The organism is Promicromonospora sp. CA-289599 (assembly GCF_050936155.1).
GTDB lineage: Bacteria > Actinomycetota > Actinomycetes > Actinomycetales > Cellulomonadaceae > Promicromonospora.
This window is the reverse complement of record NZ_JBNJNI010000001.1, coordinates 595,669-612,917: the sequence shown is the minus strand read 5'-3', so window position 1 is coordinate 612,917 and position 17,249 is coordinate 595,669. Positions and strand designations below refer to the sequence as shown.

General features: G+C 73.1%; 9 protein-coding genes. 8 read left to right on the top strand and 1 reads right to left on the bottom strand.

Annotation, left to right across the window (positions count from 1 at the left end):
• The first annotated feature begins 110 nt into the window (after window positions 1-110).
• The 5 genes from ACQEVI_RS02530 (at window position 111) to ACQEVI_RS02510 (ending at window position 11,337) form a co-directional block, all read left to right on the top strand.
• Window positions 111-1,793: a LysM peptidoglycan-binding domain-containing protein gene (locus ACQEVI_RS02530; protein WP_432894323.1), complete on the top strand. Its 1,683-nt coding sequence runs from the start codon at window positions 111-113 to the stop codon at window positions 1,791-1,793.
• Window positions 1,794-1,803: 10 nt separating this feature from the next.
• The gene (locus ACQEVI_RS02525; protein WP_432894321.1) at window positions 1,804-3,642 is read left to right on the top strand and encodes a discoidin domain-containing protein; all 1,839 of its coding nucleotides are present in this window, start codon (window positions 1,804-1,806) and stop codon (window positions 3,640-3,642) included.
• A 1-nt stretch (window position 3,643) separates the two neighbouring features.
• Window positions 3,644-8,113, top strand: a complete 4,470-nt coding sequence (locus ACQEVI_RS02520; RefSeq protein ID WP_432894319.1) for an FtsK/SpoIIIE domain-containing protein — start codon at window positions 3,644-3,646, stop codon at window positions 8,111-8,113.
• A gap of 74 nt (window positions 8,114-8,187) precedes the next feature.
• Entirely contained in the window at window positions 8,188-9,240 is a 1,053-nt protein-coding gene (locus tag ACQEVI_RS02515; RefSeq protein ID WP_432894317.1) for a hypothetical protein, read from the top strand.
• 237 nt (window positions 9,241-9,477) lie between these two features.
• Window positions 9,478-11,337: a DUF222 domain-containing protein gene (locus ACQEVI_RS02510; protein ID WP_432894315.1), complete on the top strand. Its 1,860-nt coding sequence runs from the start codon at window positions 9,478-9,480 to the stop codon at window positions 11,335-11,337.
• A gap of 99 nt (window positions 11,338-11,436) precedes the next feature.
• On the opposite strand, the gene ACQEVI_RS02505 is transcribed toward ACQEVI_RS02510, so the two are convergent.
• Complete coding sequence (locus ACQEVI_RS02505) at window positions 11,437-12,180, bottom strand: SDR family NAD(P)-dependent oxidoreductase (RefSeq protein ID WP_432894313.1); 744 nt, start codon at window positions 12,178-12,180, stop codon at window positions 11,437-11,439.
• Between the two features lie 93 nt (window positions 12,181-12,273).
• On the opposite strand from ACQEVI_RS02505, the gene ACQEVI_RS02500 reads away from it, so the two are divergent.
• The 3 genes from ACQEVI_RS02500 to ACQEVI_RS02490 all read left to right on the top strand — a co-directional run bounded on the left by ACQEVI_RS02500 (window position 12,274) and on the right by ACQEVI_RS02490 (window position 17,246).
• Complete coding sequence (locus ACQEVI_RS02500) at window positions 12,274-12,660, top strand: winged helix-turn-helix transcriptional regulator (RefSeq protein WP_432894311.1); 387 nt, start codon at window positions 12,274-12,276, stop codon at window positions 12,658-12,660.
• A gap of 72 nt (window positions 12,661-12,732) precedes the next feature.
• Entirely contained in the window at window positions 12,733-15,609 is a 2,877-nt protein-coding gene (locus tag ACQEVI_RS02495) for an AAA family ATPase (RefSeq protein ID WP_432894309.1), read from the top strand.
• A gap of 62 nt (window positions 15,610-15,671) precedes the next feature.
• A complete protein-coding gene (locus tag ACQEVI_RS02490) occupies window positions 15,672-17,246 on the top strand; it encodes a multicopper oxidase family protein (RefSeq protein ID WP_432894307.1) in 1,575 nt (524 codons plus the stop codon).
• Window positions 17,247-17,249: the final 3 nt, after the last annotated feature.

The following is a 17,249-nucleotide window of genomic DNA, read 5'->3' as shown; positions in this document are numbered from 1 at the left end:
GCGGGCACCGGCTCTGCCGCACGACCGAATGCCGCACGACCGACTGCCGCACCACCGCGCGCCGCACCACCGCCCCCGATCGACGCGACACACCTGAAGACGGAGCAACCGTGCACCACGCCCATCGCGCCGTTGCGGCACTCGCCGCAGCGGCCCTGTTCACGACCGCCGTCGCGGTTCCTCTCGCCGCTGCCGCCCCGGCCGCAGCGGGCCCGGTCCCGGTAGGTACGGCCCTTGCGGCGGCCGCCTCCGCGCGCACCGGGCCGGCTGTCCTGCCCGCCGTCCTGCCTGCCGACAAGGACGAGAACAAGGACGCGGAGAAGGTCAAGTACTACGTGATGAAGTCCAGCCCGGACGGGGAGCCGGAGTTCCTCTTCCAGATCGCCGAGCGATACCTGGGTGACGGCCAGCGGTACACGGAGATCTTCGACCTGAACAAGGGGCGCGTCCAGCCCGACGGCGGCACCCTGACCGACCCGGCCGCCGTGCTGCCGGGCTGGGTGATGCAGCTGCCCGAGGACGCCGAGGGCGAGGGCATCGAGGTCGGCGTGCTGCCGACCGGACCGGCGGGTGGCGGTTCGTCAGCCGACCCGTCGCCGGACGGCTCGGCCTCTGCCGGACCGTCGGTGCCGTACTACGTGGTCGGCAAGACGAAGGAGGGCGAGACCGAGTACCTGTACCTGATCGCCGAGCGGTTCCTGGGCGACGGCGAGCGGGCCTGGGAGATCTTCCAGCTGAACAAGGGGCGCGTGCAGCCGGACGGCGGCAAGCTCATCGACAAGGCGGACATCAAGGTGGGCTCGGTGCTCCAGCTTCCCGAGGACGCGAAGGGCAAGGGGCTGAGGCACGGCCCGCTGCCGGGCCCGACCACCGAGCCGAGCGCTCCGGCGTCGGGCGAGGCCGCGGGGGAGCAGGGCGCTGTCGTGAGCCCGCCGTGGGTGGTGCTCGTCCTGATGGGCCTCGGCGTCCTGGCCCTGGTGGGCGTCGTCGGGTTCGCCGTGGTGCTCGTGGCCCGGCGGCTGCGCGGTCGCGAGGAACCGTTCGACGACAGCCTGCTGCGCACCGACACGTCGGCGTCGTGGATGGTGGACCGGGCGCTGCGCGTGCTGCTCGCCTCGTGCGAGCGCGAGGGCATCGAGGTGCCCGGCGTGACCGGCGTGTTCATCGAGGGCGGTGCGATGCGGCTGCGGCTGGCGAGCCCGGCCTCCCCGGCGCCGGACCCGTGGGTGGCGAACGAGGACGGTCAGAGCTGGTCCGCACCCCTCGCCAGGCTGCAGTCGGCGCCCGCCAGCGAGGCCTCGACGGCGCAGTTCGCGCGGCTGGTCACCCTCGGCATGGCGGAGACCGGCCGGGTCCTCGTCGACTTCGTCCGGGCCAGGGGCGTGATCAGCCTGGACGGTCCCACGCGGGCGCGGCACGAGGTGCTGCGCCGCTGGCTCGGCGAGCTGACGGGCAACCCCTGGTCGAACGATCCCCGCGTGGTGATGGTCGGCAACGGCCTGCCGCAGGCGGAGCAGGCGGAGTACCTGTCGGCGATCGAGCAGGTGATCCCCGAGCTCGGCGTCGGCGACGGCGGCGTGCTGGTGCTGTCCCAGGCGCCGTCCGTGACACAGCAGGACCTCCTGGCGGCCCGGTTCGCCGACCCGCGTTTCACCTGGGTGGTGATCGTGCTCGGCGAGTCGAGCTCGGCCAAGTGGCGCATCCGGGCCGGCGACGACGGCTGGCTGCGCAGCGGGTTCCTCCCTGACGTCCGCTACACCGAGCAGACCGCTGTGAGGCGGGCCGGTGAGTGACCGTCGAGCGATGAGAGCTGTGCGTGCCGTGGCCGCCGTCGTCCTGACGGCGCTCGCGGGGTCCGTCCTCGCGACTCTGCCGGTGCCGTCCGTCCTGCCGGTTCAGTCGGCCCAGGCGGCCGAGGAGGTGGTCCTGCTCTCGCAGGGCAGGCCTACCGTGGCCTCGTCCCTGGAGAAGCCGGAGTTCCCGGCGCGCAACGCGGTGGACGGCGACTCGCAGACCCGGTGGTCCAGCGCGTTCAGCGATCCGCAGTGGCTGCGTATCGACCTGGGGCGGACCACCGTCGTGCACCGGGTCGAGATCGACTGGGAGGTCTCGTACGCGACCGACCACCGCATCGAGCTGTCGCTCGACGGCGAGACGTGGGAGACGCACTGGTTCGGGACGGGCGACGGCGGCAACGACGTGCACAACATCCGGGGCACCGGCCGGTACGTGCGGATGTACTCGGGGGCGCGCAGCGGCACGGCGGGCAACTCGATCTGGGAGATGCGCGTCTACGGCGAGCCCGAGAAGAAGGCGGCGACCCCGACCCGGCCGGCGAGCCCGAAGCCGGAGCAGAGCGCCGAGGCGAGTGCGGAGCCGAGCGCCACGCCGGAGGCGTCGCCGAGCCCGTCGCCGGAGGCGTCACCCGTGCCGAGCCGCAGCGGGCCGCCAGGTTCGGTCCTGTACTACGTCATCGGCACGGAGCCGGACGGAACCGTCGAGAAGCTCAACGACATCTCGGAGAGGTTCCTCGGTGACCGCAACCGGTGGCCGGAGATCGCCGAGCTGACCGAGGGCCACCGGCAGCCCGACGGCGAGTACATGACCGACCCGAGGAAGCCGAGGCCGGGCTGGGTGCTCAAGATGCCCAAGGACGCCACGGGCAAGGGGCTGCGGTTCGGTCCGCTCCCCGGCTACGAGCCGCCGTCGCCGTCGCCGTCGGCCACGCCGTCGGCGTCACCGAGCCCCGTCGACGTGTCGGACGCCGAGGCGGCGAGCAGCTCCGTCCCGTGGCCCACGATCGGCGGGGCCGGGGCGGCGGTGCTGGTGCTCGGCCTGCTGGTCGGCCTCGCGATCTGGCTCGTCCGGCGGCGAAAGCGGCACGAACCGTTCGACGACAGCCTGCTGCGCACCGACACGTCGGCGGCGTGGACCGTCGACCGGGCGCTGCGGGTGCTGATGGCGTCGTGCGAGCGCGACGGGCTGGAGGTGCCCGGCACGACCGGCGTGTTCATCGAGGGCAGCTCGCTGCGGCTCCGGCTGACCAACCCGGCGTCGCCCGCCCCTGAGCCGTGGACCGTGAGCGAGGACGGGCAGAGCTGGTCCGCGCCGCTGGCGAAGCTGCAGTCGGGCGCGGCGTCGGAGGGCTCGACCGCCCAGTTCGCCCGGCTGGTGAACCTGGGGATGGGGGAGACGGGCCGGGTGCTCGTGAACTTCTCGGTCGCCAGGGGTGTGATCAGCCTGGACGGCCCCACGAGGGTGCGGCACGAGGTGCTGCGGCGGTGGCTCGGCGAGCTGACCGGCAACCCGTGGTCGAACGAACCGCGCGTCGTGATGGTCGGCAACGGCCTGCCGCAGCCCGAGCAGGTGGAGCACCTGGCCGGGATCGAGCAGGTGGTGCCCGAGCTGGAGGTCGGTGACGGCGGCGTGCTGGTGCTGTCGCAGGCGCCGTCCGCCGCGCAGCAGGACATGCTCGCGGCCCGGTTCGCGAGCCCGGAGTTCACCTGGGTGGTGATCGTGCTGGGCCAGTCCCCGTCGGCGAGGTGGCGGTTCACCGCCGGCGACGACGGCTGGCTGCGTAGCGGGTTCCTGCCCGACGTGCGCTTCGACGAGCAGACCGCCGTGCGGCGGGGAGGCGAATGACATGCATGCACTGATCACCACGCGGCACGGGGCGCGCGAGGCGCTCCTGTCCCTCGACCTGGACGAACGCACCAGCACGGCGGACCTGGCCGAGCGCCTGGCCGCCGAGGTCGGTGCGCCGAGGGGCAGCACGATGTACGTCGACGGCCGGCCCGTGTGGGACGGCGGTGTGCAGGACCGCCCGGTGTCAGATCGTCCGGCGTCAGATCTCTCGGCGCGGGACGGCGGCCGCGCGGCGCCCGGCATGCTCGTCGCGGCGTCGGGCATCCGGGACGGCGCCGTCGTCACGTTCGGCGAGCCGGACCTGCACAGCGGCGTCCTGGGTGGTCCGGTCGACCTGTGCGTCACGGGTGGTACGGGCGCCGGCTCGGTGGTCCGGCTGGGCGTCGGGGAGTCGGTGCTGCAGGTGGGCCCCGACGGCCGCGTCCGGGTGGACGAGCCGCGCGAGGGCGGGCGGCCCGCGGTCGTGGTCGTCGTCGCGCTGGACGGCGGGGTGCGGGTGCGCCGCCTGCCGGACCCGCGCTCCGCGGGCCACGCGCTCCACCTGGACCGGCTGGACGACCCGCTGGGCGAGGACGAGGCGCCGTGGGCGGTCGGTACGCAGCTGCGGATCGATCCGAGCGTGCTGACGGTCCAGCCGGCCACGCGGCCCGACGCCGACCTGCGCCCCGCCAAGGAGCCGGGCCACCTGGACTACAACCGGCCGCCGCGGCTGCTGCCGCCCATGCCCGCCACGCACTTCCGCCTGCCCGCTGAGCCGACCCCGCCCGCGCGAAACCCGCTGCCGTGGCTCGGCATGGCCATGCCCGCGGTGCTGGGCATCGTGATGGCGATCGTGTTCCAGTCGCCGTTCTACCTGATGTTCGCGCTGGCCTCGCCGCTGATGGGCTGGGGCAACTGGTGGATGCAGAAGCGCAACGGCGTGACCACGCACAAGGAGCGCCTCAAGCAGCACGCCGAGGAGCGGGCAGCCCTGGAGGAGGAGGTGCTGGACGCCGTGCGCCGCGAGCAGCACCGGCGCAGGGTCTCCAGCCCGGGAGCCGCCGAGCTGCGGCTCATCGCGACCACGCCGACGCGCAGGCTCTGGGAGCGCCGCAGCACCGACGGCGACCACCTCACGGTGCGGCTCGGGCTCGCGGACGCGACCAGCCGGGTCGAGGTCGAGGACAGTGCCGAACCCGAGCACCGCCGCAAGACCCGCGCGACCGTGCGGTCCGTGCCGGTCACGGTGCCGCTCAAGGAGGCCGGCGTGGTCGGCCTGGCCGGCCCGGGGGACTGGCCGCGCCGTCGGGCACGCTGGATGGTGGGCCAGCTCGGTGTGCTGCAGAGCCCGCGCGACGTCCAGGTCTACGTGCTGACCAGCTCCGAGCACGTGCAGTCCTGGGCGTGGGCGGCCTGGCTGCCGCACGTGCGCCCGTCGTTCGGCCAGGAGGCCGTGGCCCTGATCGGGACCACCACGGACACCCTGTCGGCCCGCGTCGCCGAGGTGAACTCGCTGATCACGCAACGCCGCGCCGCCATGGAGGGGTCGAGCAACAAGGTCCTGTCCGGCCCGCAGGTGGTGGTGGTGCTCGACGGCGCCCGCCGGCTGCGCGCGCTCCCCGGTGTCGTCTCCATCCTGCGCGACGGCCCCGGCGTCGGTGTGAGCGTCGTCTGCCTGGACGGTGACGAGCAGCTGCTGCCCGAGGAGTGCACCGTCGTGGCGCTCGCGCGCGTGGACGGCGGCATGACGCTGCGCCGGCAGGACGCCGACGACCTGCGGTCCGTGCTCGTCGACGAGGTGCAGGACGACTGGTACGAGCCCGTCGCCCGCGCCGTCGCCGCGGTGCACGACGTGACCGCCGCCGAGGGCGAGGGGCTCATCCCCGACTCGGCGCGGCTCGTCGAGGTGCTCGGCATCGAGGAGGTCGACGCCGAGCAGATGGTGGCCCGGTGGCGCATGATCTCGAACGGCGGCAAGGGGAGCACCGGCGCCGTCGTGGGCGTGTCGCTGGACGGGCCGTTCACGCTCGACATGGTGCGCGACGGGCCGCACGCCCTGGTGGGCGGCACCACCGGTTCGGGCAAGTCGGAGTTCCTGCAGACCGTCGTCGCGTCGCTCGCGGTGGTGAACACGCCCGAGACCATGAACTTCGTGCTCGTCGACTACAAGGGCGGCGCGGCCTTCAGCCAGTGCGAGCAGCTGCCGCACACCGTCGGCATGGTCACCGACCTCGACTCCCACCTCGTGGAACGGGCACTCGACTCGCTCCGCGCCGAGCTCACCTTCCGTGAGCACATCCTCGCCGCCGCCGGGGCCAAGGACCTGGAGGACTACCTCGACGCCCAGGGGCGGGGGTACGTGGGACCGACGCTGCCGCGCCTGATGATCGTCATCGACGAGTTCGCCTCGATGGCCCGCGAGCTGCCCGACTTCGTCGCCGGGCTGGTCAACATCGCCCAGCGGGGCCGCTCGCTCGGCATCCACCTGATCCTCGCCACCCAGCGCCCGTCCGGCGTCATCTCCCCGGAGATCCGCGCCAACACGAACCTGCGCGTCGCCCTGCGGATGACGGACAAGAGCGAGTCCAAGGACGTCATCGACGCGAACGAGGCGGCGGACATCACCAAGTCGCAGCCCGGCCGGGCCTACGCCCGGCTCGGGAGCACGTCGCTGATCCCGTTCCAGTCCGCCCGCGTGGGCGGACGGCGGCTCTCGCTGACCGATCTCGGCCAGGTCGACCCGCCGTTCGTCGCGCGCGTGTCGGTGGCCGACCTCGGTGCCCCGCCGCCGAGCCGGCCCCGCGTGAAGCGGCAGGAGAACGTCGAGACCGACCTCGCCGCGCTGGTCGAGACCCTGCGCGAGACCGCCAGGCTGGGCGGCTGGCCCGCACCGCGCCGGCCGTGGCTGCCGGCGCTCCCGGACCTGCTGTCCCTCGACGGCCTGGCGCAGCCGACCGGCCCTGCGCAGCCGACCGCCGGGTCGCAGTTCGTCTGGGCGCTGGAGGACTCACCCGCCGACCAGCGCCAGGGGCCCGCCCTGATCGACCTCGACGACTTCGGGCACCGGTACGTGATCGGCGCCCCGGGCAGCGGCCGTTCGACGACGCTGCGCACCGTGGCGTTCTCCGCCGCACGCACCATGTCCGTGGCCGACCTGCACCTGTACGCGCTCGACTGCGGCAACGGCGCCCTGACGGTGCTGAACGAGCTGCCGCACACGGGCGCCGTCGTGCAGCGCGGACAGGCCGAGCGGGCCAAGCGGCTGCTCACGCGCCTGCAGGCGGAGCTCGGGCGGCGTCAGCAGGTGCTCGCGGCCGGCAACTTCGCCAGCGTCACGGAACAGCGCGAGCTCGCCGACCCGGGAACCGGGCTGCCGCGCGTGCTCGTGCTGATCGACCGCTGGGAGAGCTTCATGAGCACCTACGGCGAGATCGACAGCGGCAAGCTCGTCGAGATCGTCCAGGAGCTGCTGCGCGACGGCGCGAGCGCAGGCATCCACCTCCTGGTCGCCGGCGACCGCAGCCTGCTCTCCAGCCGGATGAGCGTGCTGACCGACGACTCCCTCGTGCTGCGGCTGACCGACCGGTTCGACTACGGGATGGTCGGCATCAACCACAAGAAGCTGCCCGAGGAGATCCTGCCCGGGCGGGCCTTCCGGTCGGGCAGCGGGCTCGAGGTGCAGGTCGCGATCCTCGGCGACGACCCGTCGGGCCGTGCCCAGACGGGCGCCGCCCGCCGGATGGCGGCCGAGATCCGGGAGCGCTCGCAGGTGGCGCCCGGAACGGGTCCGTTCCGCGTGGACGACCTGCCCTCCACGATCACCGTGGACGCGGCGTACCAGTACGTCGGCCCGGAGGCGGCCCGGCCGATGTGGGCGCTGCTCGGCGTCGGCGGCGACGACCTGACGGCGTTCGGCATGGACCTCGCCGGGGACGCGCCCGCGTTCCTGGTGGGCGGCCCGTCCAAGTCGGGACGGTCCACGATGCTCGCGGTCATGACGGAGTCGCTGCTGCGCGGCGGCACGCAGGTCGTGATCCTCGCACCCCGGCCGAGCGTCCTGCGCGACTTCGAGGGCCGGGACGGCGTGCGCGCCGTGCTGACCGGCGCGGAGGTCACGGAGGAGGATCTGGCGCCACACCTCGACCCGGACGGTTCCCCGGTGGTGCTGGTCGTGGACGACGGCGAGCTCGTGGCCGACGCCCCGGCGAAGACGTGGCTCCGGGCCTACCTGCGGACGGCCGCCGACAACCGCCGCGGCCTGATCCTCGGCGGCGACGCCTCCGAGGTGGCAGGCGGGTTCTCCGGCTGGCAGGTCGACGTCAAGAAGAGCCGTCGCGGCGCGCTGCTCAGCCCCCAGGACCGGTTCGACGGAGACCTGGTGGGCGCGAGCCTGCCGCGTTCCGCGGTGTCGACCCAGGTCACGCCGGGCAAGGCGCTCGTGCACCTCGGGTCGGGAGAGCTGATGACGGTGCTGGTGCCGACGCTGTAGGGGTTCGCGTGGGGTGGGCGCGGGGACGGGCGTGGCGGTCGCGCGCGTCCCCGTCGTCGTGCCACGGTAGGTGCGTGCCAGCGGACGACCAGTTCGATCTCGACACCGCCGTCGACGCGCTCTACGCGCGGCCTCTCGACGAGTTCATCGCCGCGCGCGACGCCGCCGTCCGCCAGGCGACGGACAGCGGCGACCGCCTGGGCGCCGCGCGGGTCAAGCGACTGCGGAAACCGTCGGTCGCCGCCTGGGCGATCAACCAGGTCGCGCGGAAGCACCCCGACGAGACCGGGGCGCTCGCGGCGCTCGGCGACGAGCTGCGAGCCGCGACGCAGGACCGGGACCGCGCCCGCATCCGGGCGCTGGACCACCTGCGGCGTGAGCGCACCGACGCCCTGGTCCGCTCCGTCCGCGAGGCGGGTGAGGTGGGCGGACGGTCCCTGTCTTCCGCCGTGCTCGACCGGATGACCGAGACACTGACCGCCGCCGTGATGGATCCGGACGCCGCGGCGGTGGTCCGTGCGGGGCGCCTCTCCCGGGCGCTGCAGCACGTCGGCTTCGGGATCGTGGACGAGGAGGGCGAGGAGGCCGAGCTCGTCGAGCTGCGTCCGGCGACGGCGGAGGCCGGAGGGTCGGAGGATTCTCAGGGGCCGGAGGGTGCCCGAGGGCCGGAGGGCGAGGGACGGCCGAGGGCGGCGGGGCGGTCGAATGGGACTGGACGGCCGAAAGCGGCTGGGGCGTCGAAAGGGACTGGCCAGTCCAAGCCGAAGAAGACACCGGCCGCCGACAAGACCGATTCCGCGGAGGCGGGCCTGGTCGCCGCGGAGCAGGCAGTCGAGGAGACTTCCGCGCGGGTCGATGAGCTGGAGGCGCGCCGCGACGAGATTCGCGAGCGGCTGCGCACCGCGGACGCGGTGATCGAACGCGGGGAAGGCGAGGTCGAGCGTCTCGACCGGGAGCTGGAGCGGCTCTCCGCCGAGCGGAACACGGTGAGTGAGGCGGTCGACGAGGCTCAAGAGACCGCGGACGAGGCGCGCACCGACCTGGCGGCCCTCGAGGACGAGCTGGACGACGCCGTGGAGCGCGCCGCCGAAGCCCGTCACCGACGCCGGGATGCCCGCGGGCGGTAGGTCCTGCGGGCTGGGCGGCTGGCGGGTGAGCCGCTGGTCGGGCTCGGGCGGTGAACGGTGAGGGTGCGAGTCGTCACTGACATGTGGCGTGCGAGGAATCCGGTGGCACCCGAGGCCGCGTCGAGACGGTCAGAAGTTATCCACAGATTTGAAATCTGGCGAGCAGATCGCACGAGTGTTCGAGATAATAGATGCACCGAAGGAGTGAAAACTAGAGGCGAGCGGGGGGTGGGCATGATGGAGCAGACGACGAACAGTGGGCCCACCGGCGGCCTGCCCGCTGCGGCTTCGATCGAGGACGTGCTGGCCCTGCTCGAGAAGACGGTCGATGAGCTGACCGCCCAGACCAGCCCGGAGACCCTGACCGGCTGGGACGCCCCGAGCATCGGCCGCCTGGTCGAGGCCCACACCCGGATCCGTCGGCTGACCGGCCGCCTGGACGGTGTCCGCTACACCCTGCTGCCCCGGATCGAGGACGAGGGTTCCTGGCGCTCGGGTGGCATGACGCGTACGTTCACGACCTGGTTGCGCCTGCGTGAAGGGGTCTCCGCGCGCACGGCGGGTAAGGACATGACGATCGCGCGGCGTCTGGCGACCGCGCTGCCCGCCACCCGGGAGCGCCTGGTCGCCGGAACCCTGGGTGTCGACCACGCCCGCGTGATGACGGAGGTCGCACCCACGAGCGAGACGCGTACGGATGCGTTGGCGTGGTTGATCGATACCCGTACCGGGCACACCACCACCCCGGAACAGTTCGTGCAGAGCGTCCCGGTCGACTTCCCCGACCCGGCCGAGGACCCGGACGGGACCCGTACCCGGGAGCTGGTCACCCAGGTCCTGGAGACCGCGGTCACCGAGGGAACCCTGGTCACGGGTGAGGGCATCGTCCTACGTGAAGCGGGTGTGTTGAACGCGGACCAGTTCCGCACGGTCGCGCGCCGGTTCGCGACCGTGACCGACCCGGACACCGACGACCTCGATGACGACAAGGCAGCCCACGGTGAGTTCTTCGACCTGGCCAAGACGTTCGGCGGGTACCACGTGGCCGGGTTCCTCACCGACGAGCACGGCCTCCTGGTCAGCACCGCGATCAACGCGGTCCTGGGCGCCCCGTCCGCGGACGACGCCCGGACCACGACGCAGCGCCGCGCACAAGGCCTCGCGGACGTCGCGCGGGTGGTGCTGGACACGAACCAGGCCTCCCCAGGGGCAGCGATCGCACCGCACCTGAACGTGACCGTGTCGTGGAACGAGTTCGTCACCCAGGTCACCCGCACCCGCGACGGCCTGTGCCTGACCTGCGGACAGACCCGACCCGGCTCCACGACCCGACCAGACGCAACGAGTGCAACGGGTGCCGCAGGCACAGCGGGTACCGCAGGCACCGACACAGCCAGTCCGACGGCAGTGGCCGGATTGCTGACGTCTGGTGGTCCCGTGTTCACCGAGACCAGCGAGCGTGCCCCACGCGCCCTGGTGCGTCGCCTGGCGTGTCACAGTGCGGTGACCCGGATCGTGTTCGGAGCCGACGGCGCCGTCCTGGACGTCGGACGCGCCCAACGCACCGTGACCGGACAGATGCGACGCGCCGTCATCGCGAGGGACCAGCACTGCGTCTGGCCAGGATGCGACCAACCACCCTCACGCTGCGAGGTCCACCACGCGATCACCCACTGGGCTGATGGCGGAGACACGTCGGTGACGAACAGTGCCCTGCTGTGCTGGTACCACCACCAGCTCGTCGACACCAAGAACATCACCATGCACTGGACCGGCAAGACCACCACCACCGACAACGACGCGACCACCGGTGCCCTGCTGGAGACCGGATGGGCCTTCACCGACGCCTACGGGCACCGCATCCGCCTACCCGAACCCATCCAAGCCCCACCACCACGCGACACCAACCCGACCACCGAGCCGACGCCACCCATCGAAACCGACCGACCGGCCGGCCGAACCTGGCGTGACCCGACCCGCCCGATCCCGCTGCCAAGCCCACCGAGCCCACCGAGCCCACCGAGCCCACCGAGCCGATCGAACTTGGCCACACGGCTGAACCGGACCGGACCGGACCCGACCGGACCGGAGCCTTAGACGAGCGGATTCCGCACTCAGGACCCGCGGCCGCAGCAGCCCGATCTTCGGCGGCCCGGTTCCAGCGAACATGCCCCGCAGCCGAGGGACGAACCCGGACTACACCGTGATGGCGTCCGCCACGATCTCGCGCTCGGAGCCCGCGGCGATGCGCCAGACGGCGTCGGCGAGGTCGTCTGGGTCGAGGGTCGTCGTGGGCAGGTCCAGGCCGGGCGCGCCATCGGCGTTCGCGGGCAGGGAGGTCAGCATGCGGTGGATGTCGCCGCGTTCGATGAGTCCGCCGACCACCAGGGATCCGACGTGGACGCCGTCGGGCGCTGCGGCCTCGGCGAGAGTCAGGGCGTAGGTGCGCAGGGCGGCCGAAGCCGGCGCGAAGGGCCCGAGGAACGGCAGTGGGACCAGCGCGCTGAGTCCCGCGACGTAGACGATCGCGCCGCTGCCGCGTTCGCGCATCCCGGGCAGGACCAGCCCCGCCAGCTCGACGGCGGGCTCCACCACCTGGGCGGCGGCAGTGCGCACCTCGTCGGGACCCGTCTCCAGGATGTCGACGGGCGGAGCCGCGGGGTTGTCCGCGCCTGGCCCGTGATAGACGACGTCGATCTGCCCGAGCCTGCTCTGGACCTCGTCGATCGCGCGGCGCAGCTCGCCGGGAGCTCGTACGTCCGCGGCGACGGCGACCGCGCGGGCGCCGGCCGAGCGCAGGTCGTCCAGGTAGCCCTGGTGTCGATTGGCGCTGCGGGAGACGAGACCGACGTCGTATCCCTCCGCGCCGAAGCGACGGGCTACCGACATGCCGAGCCCGGGACCGGCGCCCAGGACCAGCAGCGTGGGGGAGGTGCTCACTCTTGTCTCCTCGTCGTCAACTTGCCGCCCGTTGGATACGGTGACGGGATCGATCCTCACCGTCGCGCGGACGTCTCGGAAGAAGGCACTTTCATGTCAGATGGGAACACCGGTGTGCCCCACATGGTCGCCGCCGCCGTCGCTGCCGGGCTGCCAGGAAAGGTCCCGGTGGCGGACTACGAAGCGTGCCCGGTCACGCACGCGGTCCGGATGCTGGGCGACAAGTGGACGCTGCTCGTCCTCATGCTGCTCGCCGAGCGTGCGCATCGGTTCAACGAGCTCCACCGGCGTGTGGACGGGATCAGCCAGCGGATGCTGACGCGCACCCTCCGGACGCTGGAGGACGACGGGCTCGTCTTCCGGACCGTGTTCCCGACGATCCCGCCGGGCGTCGAGTACGGCCTCACCACGCGGGGTCGTGAGCTGCTGGTCCCGCTGTCAGCCCTGGCCGACTGGGTGGTGCGCGACAGCGCGGCGTAGACCGCCTCGAACGGGCGGGCGCGGGGCGGTCGACGCTCTCGCCGCGGTCGGTGCTCTCGCTAACGTACGCGTATGCGAACGTCAGCCGGGCCGCGCGGGCCGCTCGTCGGGAGACGGAACGAGGCCCGGCGCATCAGCGAGCTGACCGACGCCGCACGTATCGGCCGGGGCGGCGCCATCGTCCTGCGCGGCGAGGCCGGTATCGGCAAGAGCGCGCTGCTGGAGAGTGCGCGGCAGGGCTCCCAGCAGAGTGCCCAGCAGAGCGATCCCGCGTTCCAGGTCATCCGGGCCACCGGATCCCAGTACGAGGCGGAGCTGCCGTTCGCTGCCCTGCACCAGCTCTGCCTACCGGTGCTGAAGCATCGTGACGAGCTGCCCCCGCAGCACCGAGACGCCCTCCTGGTCGCGTTCGGGCTGGCCACGGGCACACCTGACGTCTTTCACGTGGGCCTCGCCGCCCTCGGCCTGCTCGCCGCCGCGGGCCGGGAACGCCCGCTCCTGTGCCTGGTCGACGACGCCCAGTGGCTGGACGCCGCCTCGTCGAAGGCGCTGACCTTCCTCGCCCGGCGGATCGCCGCCGAGCCGGTCGCCATGGTGTTCGCCGTCCGGCTGCCTTCTCCGGCCGGCGAGCCGGGCGGGCTGGACGACCTGAACAGGCCGGACGACCTGAACAGGCCGGACGACCTGAACAGGCCGGACGACCGGGACAAGTCGGACGACCTGGACAGGCTGGGTGAGCCGGACGGGCTGGACGGCCTGCCGAGCCTGACCGTCGGCGGGCTGAGCGACGCGGAGGCCCGCGCCCTGCTCACCGCGCAGAGCCACGAGGCCCTCGACGAGCAGGTGCGCGACCGCATAGTCGCCGAGGCGCGCGGCAACCCGCTGGCCCTGCTCGCCCTGCCCAGGGCCGGCGGGTTCGCCCCACCGGACGCGTCCCCGGTGCCGACCCGGGTCGAGCAGGGCTTCCGGGCGACGCTCGCCGGTCTACCCGCGGACGCGCGTCTGCTGCTGACGATCGCCAGCGCCGACCCGACCGGGGACCCCGGGCTGCTGTGGCCCGCGGCGCAGCGGCTCGGCATCGACGTGGGGCGGGCAGGGGCGGCGGCCACCGCTACGGGGCTCGTCGAGCTCGGCACGCGCGTCCGCTTCTTCCATCCGCTGGCCCGCGCGGCCGCCTACCAGGCGGCGGGCACGGAGGAGCGCAGGCGGGCGCACCGGGCGCTCGGCGCGGTGACCGACCCGGTCGCGGACCCGGACCGGCGTGCGTGGCACCGCGCGCAGGCCGGCGCCGGACCGGACGACGAGGTAGCGGTCGAGCTGGAGCGTTCGGCGTCCCGTGCCCGGGCGCGGGGCGGGGTGGTGGCCGCGGCGGCGTTCCTGGAACGTGCCGCGGAGCTGTCGCTGGACGCCGGCAGACGGGTGGAACGGACGCTGACGGCGGCGCGTGCTCAGCTCGAGGCAGGCGCCGCCGACCGCGCGGCCGAGCTGCTCACCACCGTCGACGGTTCAGGCCTCGACGGTTCAGGCGTCGACGGTTCGGGCCGGGGCTCGGGTCTGGACGAGCTACAGCTTGCCGAGGCAGACCTGCTGCGCGGCCAGATCGCCTTCGTGCGGGAGGGGGACGACGGCGGTCCGACGTTCATGCTGCGCGCGGCCGGCCGCCTCGCGGGGCCTGCTCCGGAGCGGTCCCGCGAGATCTACCTCGAGGCGCTCGAGATGAGCCTGCTCGTCGGCCGGGGGACCGGCGTGATGGACAGGGTCCTGGCGGAGGCTCAGTCTGCTGCGGAGCCTGTCCGGCGCGCCCCCGACATCCTGGACGCGCTGTCCGTCCTGGCCACGGAAGGGCACCGGGCCGGGGTGCCGCTGCTCCGGGCCGCCCTGGACGGCGTCGATGGCGCGATGTGGACCCGGCATCCGGCACTCGCCATCACGCTCGCGGCCGAGCTGTGGGACCCGCAGGCCCACGCGACGATCATCGAGTGGCTCATGAAGCACGGCCGCGAGTCGGGTTCGCCGCTCGTCCTGTGCCTGGGCCTCGCCCAGACGGCCACCCACGCCGCGATGACCGGTGACCTCGACCGGGCGATGGCCGCCGTCGCCGAGGAGGAGGCGATCACCGACGCGACGGGCGTCCCGTCCGTCATGTACCACCGGCTGCACCTGGCCGCGATGCGCGGACGCCGCGAGGAGGCGCTCGCGCTGTTCGAGACCGCCACGGCCTCCGCGCGCAGCGCCGGCCAGTTCGTCGCGAACGTGCACTGGGCGCGGGCGGTGCTGAACAACGGCCTCGCCGACCATCCCGCGGCGCTCGACGCCGCCCGGCGGGCCACCGCCGACGGCGACCTCTACATCGCCGCGATCGCCCTGCCCGAGCTGGTCGAGGCCGCCGTGCGCTGCGGTGAGCTCGACGCCGCCCGGGCCGCGCTGGAGTCCCTTACCGAACGGACCGAGGCGAGCGGGACGGCGTCGGGCCTGGGTATCGCCGCCTGCGCCCGTGCGCTGGTGACCGGGAGCGAGGACGACTACCGGGAGGCGCTCGACCACCTCGCCCAGAGCCCGCTGCTGCCGTACCGGGCCCGGGCCCACCTCCTGTACGGGGAGTGGCTGCGCCGCGAGGGCCGACGGCGGGACTGCCGCCCCCACCTGCGCACCGCCCATGAGCTGCTGTCCGGGGCCGGGCTGGAGGCGTTCGCCCAGCGGGCCGCAGCCGAGCTGCGCGCCACGGGCGAGACCGCCCGCGCACGGTCGGGGCACACGCGGGACCAGCTCACCATGCAGGAGCTGCACATCGCCCGCCTGGTGGCCACGGGTGCGACGTCGAACGAGGTGGCCGCCCGGCTGTTCATCAGCCCGCGCACGGTCGACGCGCACCTGCGCAACATCTTCCGCAAGCTCGGCATCACGTCCCGCAGGCAGCTCAAGGACCAGCCGGACCTCAGGTCTGCTTAGCTCACGGGTCTACGTAGTTCTCGCCGACGCGACGCGAGCCCCGTCCGGGGGACCGTCGTGCCATGGAACGTCGCACAGTCTTGAAGATCTTCGGCATCGGTATCGGGGGAGCGGTGGTCCTCGGGGCCGGCGGCCTCGGCACCTACTACGCCACCGCCAGGCGGGACACCGTCGGCGCCATCGACTTCGACTCCCCGCTGGTGATCCCGCCGCTCGCCGAGTCCACGGTGGCTGCGTCCGGGGCCCGGGTGTTCACGCTCGGGCTCCAGGCAGGGGAGACGGCCTTCAAGGACGGGCCGGCGACCCGCACGTGGGGTGTGAACGGCAGCTACCTCGGCCCGACGATCCGCGCCCGCCGCGGCGAGAGCGTTCAGCTCGCGGTGCACAACGGCCTCGACCAGGAGACCTCGCTCCACTGGCACGGCATGCACCTGCCCGCAGCGATGGACGGCGGCCCGCACCAGCCCGTCGCGCCCGGCGCGACCTGGGAGCCGGCGTGGACCGTCGACCAGCGGGCCGCGACGCTCTGGTACCACCCGCACGTGCACGGGGCGACCGCCGACCACACCTACCGGGGCCTGACCGGCCTGTTCATCATCGACGACGCCGAGGACGACGCCGAGGACGGCTCAGCCGACGCCTCAGCAGCCAACTCAGCCGCCAACTCAGCAGGCCAGCCGAACCTGCCGTCCACGTACGGCGTCGACGACGTCCCGATGATCGTCCAGGACCGGGCATTCGACCGGGACAACCAGTTCGTCGACCGCATCCCGCTGGCGGGCTCGCTCGGGGTGATCGGCGACGAGATCCTCGTCAACGGCACGCTCGGCCCGTACTTCGACGTCACCACGGGGCTCGTGCGGCTGCGCCTGCTCAACGCCTCCAACGCCCGCCTGTACAACTTCGGGTTCTCCGACGACCGGCGGTTCGCGCTGATCGCCACCGACGGCGGCCTGCTCGCCGAACCCTGGGAGACCGACCGGCTGCACCTCTCGCCGGGTGAGCGCGCCGAGATCGTCGTGGCCTTCGAGCCCGGCGAGACCGTGGACCTGCGCTCCTACCCGTCCCCGGGCCTCGGCGGTGCCTCGGGCCGGCTCGATGGCTTCGAGGATCGCCTCGACGTCTGCCGGTTCCGCGCCGCGGACACCCTGTCCGACGACGCGGGGCTCCCCACCGAGATCCCCGCGAGGCTCGCCGACGCACCCGACCTGGCCGGCGCCACGGTCGCCGCCGAACGCACCTTCGTGCTCGCGTCGGACCAGATCAACGGCCGGTCCATGGCCATGGACCGCATCGACTTCGGCGTCCGCGAGGGCACCGTCGAGGTGTGGGAGGTGACCAACGACAACGGGTTCCTACACAACTTCCACGTCCACGACGTCCAGTTCCAGGTGCTCACGGTCGACGGCGCGGAGCCGGAGCCGCACCTGCGTGGCTGGAAGGACACGGTCCTGCTGGTCCAGGGCAGGCGCTACCGGCTGGCGATGCGCTTCACCGACCACACCGACCCGAACGTGCCGTACATGTACCACTGTCACCTGCTGCAGCACGAGGACGACGGCATGATGGGCCAGTTCGTGGTCCTCGCCGAGGACGAGTCGGTGGGCACGATCTCGGCCGCCCACGCCCACCCCTGACTC

What these genes read in the sequence shown, in the direction of transcription:
- ACQEVI_RS02495 (WP_432894309.1), top strand. Translation starts at nt 12,733, where the DNA reads ATGCGAACGTCAGCCGGGCCGCGCGGGCCGCTCGTCGGGAGACGGAAC.
- ACQEVI_RS02520 (WP_432894319.1), top strand. Translation starts at nt 3,644, where the DNA reads ATGCATGCACTGATCACCACGCGGCACGGGGCGCGCGAGGCGCTCCTG.
- ACQEVI_RS02510 (WP_432894315.1), top strand. Translation starts at nt 9,478, where the DNA reads ATGGAGCAGACGACGAACAGTGGGCCCACCGGCGGCCTGCCCGCTGCG.
- ACQEVI_RS02525 (WP_432894321.1), top strand. Translation starts at nt 1,804, where the DNA reads ATGAGAGCTGTGCGTGCCGTGGCCGCCGTCGTCCTGACGGCGCTCGCG.
- ACQEVI_RS02500 (WP_432894311.1), top strand. Translation starts at nt 12,274, where the DNA reads ATGTCAGATGGGAACACCGGTGTGCCCCACATGGTCGCCGCCGCCGTC.
- ACQEVI_RS02490 (WP_432894307.1), top strand. Translation starts at nt 15,672, where the DNA reads ATGGAACGTCGCACAGTCTTGAAGATCTTCGGCATCGGTATCGGGGGA.